The following is a 9,568-nucleotide window of genomic DNA, read 5'->3' as shown; positions in this document are numbered from 1 at the left end:
ACGTCCGGACCGTGACCGGCTACGGCGTCCAGGTGCGGACCCTGGCCGAGTTCTTCGACCGACTGATCGTCATCGACCGGGCCACCGCGTTCATCTCGGCCAACGACGACCGCACCGAGGCCGCGATGATCACCGAGCCGGCCGTCGTCCGGTTCCTCAGCGACGTCTTCGAGCGCTCCTGGGACCGCGCCGAGCCGTTCCCCTTCGTGCCGATCCACTCCGCCCAGGCCGCCCCCGAGGTGGTCCCGTCCATCCGGGAGTCCATCCAACGGCTGCTGGTGGAGGGCCACTCGGACAAGGTCATCGCCCGCCGCCTGGGCATCAGCGAACGGACGCTACAGGCGCACGTGGCACACATCAAGGACAGCCTGGGCGCCCGGAACCGGTTGCACCTGGGCTTCCTGCTGGGCCGCAGCGAGACCGTCCTGGTGCTGTGAGACCCGCGCCCCGACCGCCGGCACCTTGGCCGCGCCCGGGATGCCGCCTTCGGCGGAGCCGAGCACGCGACCACACGGCGTGGCAGCGGGCGGACCCGTCACTCCGGCCGCACGACCGCGCGCAGGTAGGCCTCGGCGAAGAGTTCGCAGACCTCGTTCACGGGTGGGAGGTCGACGCCCCGCACGGGGTCGAGCACGGGTCGCAGGAGAATGTGGGTGACCATCGGGCCCAGCAGGAGCTGGACCAGGACCGGGAGTGGCAGCCGTCGCATCCGGCCCGCCTCCACGTGCGGCAGCAGGAGCCGGGCGAGGCTGTCGAACAGGCGCGGGAGGTACGCCCGCATCGCTCGCGCGGCGGGCCCGTCCGGCCGGCTGAAGAGGTCCGCGAAGATCGCCGGGAGCACGCGCGGCTCGCGGTCGAACGCCGTGATCACGGCTCGGTAGAGAGCCCGCACGGTGTCCTCCAGGTGCTCCGGCGGGTCGGCGGCCAGGGCCTCCAGGTCGAGCAGCGGTCCGTAGAGTTCGTAGACGGCGCCGAGCAGGCCGTCCCGGCCGTCGAAGACCGTGTGCAGGCTGGGGAGCGAACACGCGGCCCGCTCCGCGACGGCGTCCAGGGTCACCGCGCCGAGGCCCCGCTCGGCGACGAGCTGCGCCGCCGCCTCGATCGCGCGCTCGCGGACCGGCCGCCGGCCGCCGGGGTCGACGCCTGCCCGCCGGACCGCCTCGTCCAGCGCGCCCCTGGAGCCGCCCAGCCGGCGCAGCAGCGTGCTGCGGGAGACGCCGGCCGCCGCGGCGATCGCCGTCAGCGGGACGTCCGCGACGTCCCGGCCGCGTTCCCTCGCCGCCGCCAGGGCGGCGGCCACCAGATCCCGCATCTGTTCGTGCTCCTGCATGTGCTCCATGATACGGCTTGACACCTGAGACCGTTCCAAAGACTCTGTATATGAGAGTTCCACCAGGAACGAGGGGAGAGTGCCATGAGCGTCGTCATCTCCGGGGGTGGACCGGCCGGCATGATGCTGGGCCTACTGCTGGCGCGGGCCGGGATCGAGGTGACCGTGCTGGAGAAGCACTGCGACTTCCTGCGCGACTTCCGCGGCGACACCGTCCACGCGTCCACCGTGCGGCTGATGGACGAGCTGGGCCTGGGGCGGAAGTTCGCCGCGCTGCCGCAGAGCAGGCTGGGCAACATGGAAGTGCCCACGGCGGACGGCGGCCGGGTGCGGCTGACCGACTTCGCGGCCCTGCCCGCGCCCTACAACTACATCGCGATGATCCCGCAGTGGGACCTGCTCAACCTGCTCGCCCAGGAGGCCCGGCGGGAGCCGTCGTTCACCCTGCGGATGAACACCGCGGCGACCGGGCTGATCCGGGAGGACGGCAAGGTCGTCGGCGTCCGCTACCGCACCCGGGACGGCGAGGAGGGCGAGATCCGCGCCACCCTCACCGTCGCGGCCGACGGCCGCCACTCCGCGCTGCGCCAGGACGCCGGTCTGGTGCCCCGGGAGTTCCCGGTCCCGTTCGACACCTGGTGGTTCCGGCTGCCCAGGCACCTCGCGGAGCAGACCCAGGAGCCCCGGCTGGTCCCCGCGTTCCGGGCCGGCGAGTTCGCGCTGAGCATCACCAGGAACGACTACTTCCAGATCGCCTACTTCACCACGAAGGGATCCGACGCCCGCCTGCGCGCCGAAGGCGTCGAACGCTTCCGGGCGCGGATCGCCGACCTGATGCCGCAGTACGTGGACCGGGTCGACCAACTGCCGAGCATGGACGACGTCCACCTGCTCGACGTCCGGCTCAACCGGCTTCCGCACTGGTACGCCGACGGTCTCCTGTTCATCGGCGACGCCGCCCACGCGATGTCCCCGGCCGGCGGAGTGGGGATCAACCTCGCCATCCAGGACGCGGTCGCGGCGGCCACGCTGCTCGCCGAACCGCTGCACCGGGGCCGGCTGACCACCGCCGACCTGGCGAAGGTCCAGCGGCGGCGGTGGCGGCCCATGGTGGTCCTGCAGCGCGTGCAGCTGATGCTGCACGACGGGCTCTTCGCCCCGGTCCTCACCGGCCGCCGGATCGGCCCGCCCACCTCGATGGTCCTGGCCACCCGGTACCTCCCCGGGTTCCGCCAACTCCCTTCTCGCCTGGTCGCGTTGGGCCCGCGCCCGGAGCACGCCCCGGCCTTCGCCCGGCGCTCCCCGGCGGAGTCGGCGAGGGCGTAGGCGCCGCCGATCCCGCGAGCGCCGGGCCGGCCCGTGAACGTGGGCTTGCCGGTCCGGCGCACCGGTCGGTCCGGCCGTGGCGCCACGCCACGGGCAGGGGCGCCACGGCCGCCGCAGGTCAGCCGGCCGCGACCTCGTGGGCACGCCAGGTCGCGCGGACGAGTTCCCGCTCGGCCGCCGTGAGATGGACGGCGGTCGCGAGCCAGCTCTCGGCGTACCGGTCGGCGCCGGCGTCGCCGAGCCGTCCGAAGACGTCGCGCCGGCGCCGGTCGGCCTCGGCCGCGAGGGCGGTGGTGAGCTCGGCGGCGGTGTGGAAACCGGTGCGCCGCAGAGCCGTCGCGTCCGTACGGGCGCCGCCGCCGCGCTGCGACTCGGCGAGGGCGCGGCGCCCGCCGGCGAGGGCGAGCTCCACCTGGCGGCGCACCCGCCACAGCGGGGACTCGCCCAGTGGGTCGGGCCCCGCCGCGCTCACCGGCTGGTCCGGGGCGCACTCCTCGGCGGTGGGCAGGTGCGTGCCCTGGAGCAGGTCGTAACCGAGGTCCGCACGCCCGTGCCACTCGGGCGGCAGCCTGAGCGTGGCCGTGGCCCCCGGCAGCGGTGCGAGCGCCAGCGGGCGCAGGGTGGCGGCCCGGTCGGCGTCCACCCGGGCGAGTACCCGCACCCGCAGGCCCGGACGGGCCGCGAGCTTCGCGAGGTTGGCGGTGTGCGCCAGGTCCGGGTGGCGGTTGGCGGCGACCAGCCGGATCAGGGGGCCGCGCGCCCGCCCCGTCACCGGGTCGAGCTCGCGGGCGAGCACGCTGTCGGTGTCGGCGCCGAGGACGACCAGGTCGCAGCCGACGGGCCGACGAACTCGCTCGGTCCGCTCCGGATCCGCGAGCGGGCCGTCGGCGAGGCGCTCGGCCGCGGCCTCGGCCAGCGGTCGGGCGAACAGCGCCGCCAGGGGGCCCGAGCCCCAGTCCAGCCCCGCCACCGGGTTGGCGCGCACGCCACGGCCGGAGCCCAGCCGGCCGTCCGCCGAGACGATCGCGCCGGAGATCAGCAGACCGCCCCGGGAGAGCTGCGCGTGGTCCAGCGCCGCCGCTCCCACCGAGACGGGGGCGGTGCCGGCGCCGCGGGCACGGGCCGCACCGCCCGGCTTGACGTCGGCGACCGACATCCACCGGCCGTCCTCGGTGACCAGATGGGTCACCACTCCCCCGTAGCCGGTGGCGGTCAGCACCGGTTCGCGGCACACCCCGTACACCCGCAGGGCGCCGCCCGGCTGGTAGGCGCGGCGTGCGCCGCCGAGCAACGACCGGTCCACCGGGCCGGAGCGGAGCAGCGCGGTGACGAGCAGGAGCTCGCGCAGCGCGGCGGCCAGATCCGCGGTGCGGTGGCTGCTGTGGCGGGCGCGGGCGCCGCGCAGACCGCGGACCACGCGCAGCGCGGCGGCCTCCGCGCGGTGCAGATCGGCCAGCCGGGCGGTGTGGGCCGCGCGCAGCAGCTCGGCCTGCGCGACTGCCCCGGCCCCGGGCACGCCCGCGGCGAGGGCGGCCGCGGCGGCGGCCCACAGCTCGGCGGCGGCCGCGGCCTGGGCGGGCATCGGCTCGACGACGACCGGCGCCGGCTCCTGCTCCCTGGCTGGCTCGGCTGTCACCCGGGCGGCCTCGACCTGGCCGCCGTCGGCCTGCGCGTCGTCGGGTGCGCCCGGTTCGCCCGGTGTGGCGCCGTCGGCGGCCGGTGGGTCGGCGATCGGGCAGCAGCCAAGCACCGCCGCCCGGTGCAGGCACCGCGGCGCGAGCAGGCAACCGCACTGCGCCTGCCCCTCCCCGGTGACCACGCCGGTGGGGCCGGGCACCAGGGTGACCAGGGCGTCCTCGCCGCACCGGACGGTGACACCCGAGCCGTCGGGTGCGGGCTCGAGGGGCAGCGCGGCGTACTGCCCGATCGCCGCGTCGAGCTTCCTGCGCAGCCGGGACGTCAGCAACTCGACGGTGGTTGCCAGCAGTTCGGGTGCGACGGGGGGCAGTTGGAGGTCATCGGTGGCGGTCATCGGGTTTCTCCACGCAGGCGCTCGCCCACCCAGCGGGCGAGGGCGAGGGGGCTGAGGGCGGCCACCGGCATGCCGGCGGCGACGAGTTGACGGGCGATCGGCACCGAGTAGCGCGGGGTGCCACTGTCGTCCAGCGCCGCGCAGCCCAGCAGGTGCACCCCGGAGGAGGCCAGCGCCCGGACCTCGCCGAGCAGGCCGCCCAGGGGGTAGCCCTCCTCGAAGTCGCTGACGACCACGACGAGGGTGCGGCTGGGCACGGTGACCAGCGATCGGGCGTGGGCGAGCGCGGCGGCGATGTGGGTGCCGCCGCCGACCCGGACCTCCAGCAACAGCGACAGCGGGTCGCGGACCCGGTCGGTGAGATCGGCGATCTGGGTCGAGAAGGCCAGGAAGTGGGTGGACAGGGTCGGCACGCCGCCCAGTACCGCCGCGGTGAGAGCGGACCAGATGACCGAGGCCTCCATCGATCCGGAGACGTCGACCACCAGGATCAGCCGCCAGTCGGCCTCCCGTCGTGAGCGGGTGCTGAACACCGGCTGCTCCGGCACGACGACCGTCCGGCCGTCCGTGAGGCGCCGGGTGTGGGCCAGGTTGGCCCGCAGGGTGCGCGGCAGGTCGATCCGGCCTCCCGGACGGCGGGTCGGCCGCGCGGTGGCCAGGCCGGTGAGGGCGGGGCGCAGCCTGGTCGCGAGCTCGCGGGCGAGTTCGTCGACCAGGCGACGCACCAGTGGACGCAGCCGCTCGAGCTGGTGCTCGGGCATGCCGCCGGCCAGGGTGAGCACGGAGGTCAGCAGTTCCATCGAGGGGCGGACGGACGTCGGGTCGAGCTCGGCGAGCACGTCGGTGCGGCCCGAGTCCGCGGCGGCGGCGAGCACTTCCTCACGGACGTCCGCGCCGAACAGCGCCTCGAGTTCCTTCGACCACTCGCGGGCGGTGGGGAAGGACTCCTGCTGACCGCCACCGGCGCCGGACCCGCCGCCGAGGTCGGCGGATCCCTCGCCGCGGCCCGCGCCGTAGAGCTCGTCCAGGGCCTGCGCGTAGCGGCGGGCACCCGCGGGCAGGCGCTCCGGTTCGCGGCCGAGCAGCAGTCGCCAGCGGTCGGCCGTCGAGAGTCGCCGCGGTGTGGCGGTACCCGCGGGCCCGGCCGGCTCGGCCAGCTCGGCCGTGGCGAGTGGGGCGGGCGCGGCCTGGGTGGGCTCGGCCGCCGGCCCGGTGGCCTCGGCCCCGGTAGCGCCTGTTGTCGACGGGAGGGCGTCATCGGGCCTGGTGCCGGCCGCCGTTGACGCGGTCGCACCGGCCGCGTGGGCAGTGGTGCCGGCCTCCCCCGGCCCGGCTGCCGGGGCTCCGGTCCCGACCGGGGTGGTGCCCGGCAGACCGAGGGCCGCGAGGGCCTCGGCAGCGGCGCTGTCCGCCGCCGTCCACAGGGCGATCAGCTCGGCCGGTGCCGCGAGCGTCAGATCGAGGCGCTCGCCGAGGTGTTCGGTGACGGTGTCCAGCAGCCGCCCGCGCCCGGTGGGGCTGAGCGCGTCGAAGCCGGCCCGCAGCGCGGGCAGCCGCCGCAGGAACGCACGGTCGGGCAGGACGTCGATCCGCTCGACCAGCGGGCCTAGGGCACCGGGCGCGTACTGCAGCAGCGGGCCTCCGGCCGTCAGCAGCCCGGCCAGCAGCCGGGCGAGCCGGCGCCGGCCCTCGGGGTCGGCTGCCGAGTCGACCCAGCCCGCCACCCGGGTGCCGAGCTGGTCGGCGGTGTCCAGGTCGAGCAGGACGCGGCACGCGAGGGCCGCGCCCTGGAGGAGCGGTGAACCCGTCCGGGCCAGGGCGGCGAGCGCGTCCTCCATGCGCAGCCCGAGCCGGTCCTCGCCGGCCCGGGTGGCGAGGGCGACCAGGGCGGCGGCGTCCGCCGGGTCCTCGCTGCCGGCGAGGCCGGGCAGGCCGCGGACGGCCGCGTCCAGCAGGGTGCCGGCCAGTTCGGCTGCCCGGGCCCGGCTGTGCTCGGTGGTGCCGGGCAGGTGGGCAACCCGCAGTGCCTCCAACAGGTCCAGCGCGTCGAGGAGTTCGGGCAGGGTCGCCGAGACGGGCAGGAGCCCCTCGGCCTCGGCCAGGTACTCGGCCACCAGGGCCGGCAGGTCACAGCGGGCGGCGGCGCGCAGCCCGTCGAGCAGCTGGGCGCAGGTCGGCCCGCCGTCCGCGGCCTGGCCGCGCGCGGTCTGGCGCAGGGTGCCGGCGGCGGCGAACTCGGCGGTGACCCCGCGCACGCCGGCCAGGTCGAGCCGGGCGGCCACGGACGGGGTCCAGGCCATCCGCCAACGGGTGGTCAGCGCGGAGGCGTCACCCGTGCCGGACACCTCCAGTGCCCTGCCGTAGCCGACCCCCAGGACGGCGAGTCGCTGCAGCAGCACCTCGCGGCGCCCGTCCAGCGCGGAGCGCAGCGGGTCGAGCCGCAGCTCGCGGGAGTCGGGGTCGTCCGGGCTGGGCAGGCGCAGGGCCACGAGTTCGGCCTCCACCGACGGGCCGAGGCCGGAGCGCGGGGTGCCGGGGGCGAGCCGGCCGCGGTCAGCGCCGACCAGCACGGTCTCGAGGGCCTTGGCGAGAGCCCGGCCGCGGCCGAGCGGCTCGCCCTGGCCGAGGACGGCCGCGACCGCCTCCAGGAGTTCGCCACGGCCGGGGGCCGGCAGGCCGCGCAGCCGGGCGAGATCGCAGGCCAGCCGGAGGGTCTCGGCGGCCTCGCCGGTGCCGGCCGGGTGTCCGGCCGCGCGCAGCTCGCGGCAGACCTCGGTGATCGCCCGGGCCGCCGCCTCGTGGAGCCGCCGGGGATCACCCTGTGCGGTGAGCACGGCCTGCTGCCACCGCGGGTCGCGGATGCCCGCTGGGTAGCCGGACCGGGCGTCGAGGAGATCGAAGGTGTACGGGACGATGGAGGTGACCGGTCCGCCGTCGGCCGGCGCCGGCGTGGTGGACGGGACCTCGGCCGGCGGCTCCGCGCGGAGCGCGGGGGTGTGGAAGGCGCCGACGACCGCGGCGACGCGGGCCCCGCCGGCCGCTGCCCGGCCGATCACCCGGCTCATGTGCGCCTCGCGGGCGAGATCCTCGGCGGGCACTCCGGCCCGCCCGGCGGCGTCCCGGCGCAGCGCCCAGCCGACGGCCAGCGCGGCGCGGCGTACCGCCTCCGGTGTGCTGCCGGGGGCCCGCACCTCGACCGAGCGGTCCCACAGGTCGTCACCGTCGCGGCCGGTGCCGGCAGCCCGGAGGGCGTCCGCGTACCCGGTGCCGGTGGGGCGTTCGCCGGCGTCGGTGTCCGGACCCGGCGCGGTCCAGCCCTTGTCGGCGAGCGGCAGGTCGCAGCAGAGCACCTCGACGCCGTGCTCGCGGGCCCAGCGGATCGCGGCGAGCTCGGGTGAGAAGTCGGCGAACGGGTAGAAGCCGAGTCGTCCGTCCCCGTCCGCCCCGGCGAGGGCGACCGGGGCCAGTGTGCCGGGGTCGGCGAGGTGCGGGAGCCACCGCTGGAAGTCGGCCGGCAGTTCCACGCAGAGCACCCGTGGGGCGGCCTCGTCGAGCAGCGCCGGCATCACGGCGGCCAGGGCCGGGCTGTGGTGCCGGACGCCGATCAGGTACGGCCGTGCGCAGGTGGCGAGCGACTCGACCGCCTGGCGCGGATCGGCCGGGTCCGGGGAGGTACGGAGGTCGGTCAACGCAGGTTCTCCCGCAGGTCCCACAGGCGGCGCCACAGGGCCGAGCCGTCCTCGGCGCGGCGGCGCACCGGTCCGTCCCAGTAGCCCAACAGGCGGGCGTGGTCGGCCGGGTCGTCCTTGCGGACCGCGCCGAGCAGGTGGCCGGGGACGAGGTCGAGGGCGTCGCCGCCGGGCAGGTAGGCGCGGGCCAGACCGAGCGAGGCGGCGACGTGGACGGCCTCGGCGGTGGACATCACCGTGCCGGGCCGCTCGACGTCCCAGCCCTCGGCCGAGCGGCCGGTGCGCAGGTCACGGAAGACGGTGACCAGGACGTCGAGCACCGCGTCGTCCACGCCGAAGGCGGCCCCGGCGCGCTGCACGACGGCGGTGGCCTGGGTGCGGACCAGCCGCGTCTCGGCGTCCGCGTCGGCGATCGGGTGCACCGTCTCGAAGTTGAAGCGCCGCTTGAGGGCCGCGGACATCTCCGACACGCCGCGGTCGCGCAGGTTGGCGGTGGCGATCACGGTGAAGCCGGGTACGGCGGCGACCGTGGCCTCGGGGGAGCCGGCGAGCTCCGGCACGCTCACCCGTCGGTCGGAGAGGATCGACACCAGGGCGTCCTGCACCTCCGGCAGGCAGCGGGTGACCTCCTCGATCCGGGCGACCTTGCCGTTGCGCATCGCGGTCATCACGGGCGAGGCGACCAGCGCCTGCGGGGTGGGGCCCTGGGCGAGCAGCAGCGCGTAGTTCCAGCCGTAGCGGAAGGCGTCCTCGGTGGTGCCTGCGGTGCCCTGCACGGTCAGCTCGCTCGTGCCGCTCACCGCCACCGACAGCAGCTCGGAGAGCATCGACTTGGCGGTGCCGGGCTCACCGACCAGCAACAGGCCGCGTTCACCGGCCAGGGTGACCACGCAGCGCTCCACCAGGGCGCGCTCACCGACGAACTTCGGCGCGACGACCAGCTTCGCCGGCAGCGCGCCGGCCTTGCGGCGCTTGGGCGGCAGGGTGAGCGCCTCGCCGTCGCTGCCGCACACGAAGGTCACCACCGCGCTCGGGGTCAGCGCCCAGCCGGGCGGGCGGGGGCCGTCGTCGTAGGCGGCGAGGAAGGCGAGTTCCGCCGCGTGGCGCTGCTCGGCCGGCGGGATCTGCCGGGCCTGCGGGGCCGTCTGATCGGTCGTGGGGCTCATGGTGTCGGTCCTTGGATCCGTGGGA

General features: G+C 76.5%; 6 protein-coding genes. 2 read left to right on the top strand and 4 right to left on the bottom strand.

All coding sequences use genetic code 11. The features are described from left to right. The coding region (locus ACZ38L_RS23775) for a helix-turn-helix domain-containing protein (protein ID WP_465696823.1) at positions 1-437 on the top strand (437 nt) is incomplete at its 5' end. A 98-nt stretch (positions 438-535) separates the two neighbouring features. Here the strand turns inward: ACZ38L_RS23775 and ACZ38L_RS23770 are convergent. After that, the gene (locus ACZ38L_RS23770; protein WP_465696821.1) at positions 536-1,330 is read right to left on the bottom strand and encodes a TetR/AcrR family transcriptional regulator; all 795 of its coding nucleotides are present in this window, start codon (positions 1,328-1,330) and stop codon (positions 536-538) included. 84 nt (positions 1,331-1,414) lie between these two features. Between ACZ38L_RS23770 and ACZ38L_RS23765 the strand changes: the two genes are divergently transcribed. Then, positions 1,415-2,656, top strand: a complete 1,242-nt coding sequence (locus tag ACZ38L_RS23765; protein ID WP_465696819.1) for an FAD-dependent oxidoreductase — start codon at positions 1,415-1,417, stop codon at positions 2,654-2,656. A gap of 118 nt (positions 2,657-2,774) precedes the next feature. On the opposite strand, the gene ACZ38L_RS23760 is transcribed toward ACZ38L_RS23765, so the two are convergent. From ACZ38L_RS23760 to ACZ38L_RS23750, 3 genes are read right to left on the bottom strand one after another with little or no spacing between them, the layout of a single operon-like run. After that, complete coding sequence (locus ACZ38L_RS23760; RefSeq protein ID WP_465696817.1) at positions 2,775-4,688, bottom strand: hypothetical protein; 1,914 nt, start codon at positions 4,686-4,688, stop codon at positions 2,775-2,777. Continuing rightward, on the bottom strand, positions 4,685-8,377 hold the full coding sequence (locus ACZ38L_RS23755; RefSeq protein WP_465696815.1) for a DUF5682 family protein: 3,693 nt from the start codon (positions 8,375-8,377) through the stop codon (positions 4,685-4,687). Before ACZ38L_RS23755 ends, ACZ38L_RS23760 begins: the two co-directional genes overlap by 4 nt. After that, on the bottom strand, positions 8,374-9,543 hold the full coding sequence (locus tag ACZ38L_RS23750) for an ATP-binding protein (RefSeq protein ID WP_465696812.1): 1,170 nt from the start codon (positions 9,541-9,543) through the stop codon (positions 8,374-8,376). The genes ACZ38L_RS23755 and ACZ38L_RS23750 overlap by 4 nt, the downstream gene beginning before the upstream one ends. Between the last annotated feature and the right edge of the window lie 25 nt (positions 9,544-9,568).

This window comes from Kitasatospora sp. NPDC024654, assembly GCF_055559155.1.
Note: the sequence above shows the minus strand (reverse complement) of the source record. Positions and strands in the feature narration are given on the sequence as shown.

Coding starts and splice junctions, on each gene's coding strand:
- ACZ38L_RS23770 (WP_465696821.1), bottom strand. CDS start 1,330: ATGCAGGAGCACGAACAGATGCGGGATCTGGTGGCCGCCGCCCTGGCG.
- ACZ38L_RS23765 (WP_465696819.1), top strand. CDS start 1,415: ATGAGCGTCGTCATCTCCGGGGGTGGACCGGCCGGCATGATGCTGGGC.
- ACZ38L_RS23760 (WP_465696817.1), bottom strand. CDS start 4,688: ATGACCGCCACCGATGACCTCCAACTGCCCCCCGTCGCACCCGAACTG.
- ACZ38L_RS23750 (WP_465696812.1), bottom strand. CDS start 9,543: ATGAGCCCCACGACCGATCAGACGGCCCCGCAGGCCCGGCAGATCCCG.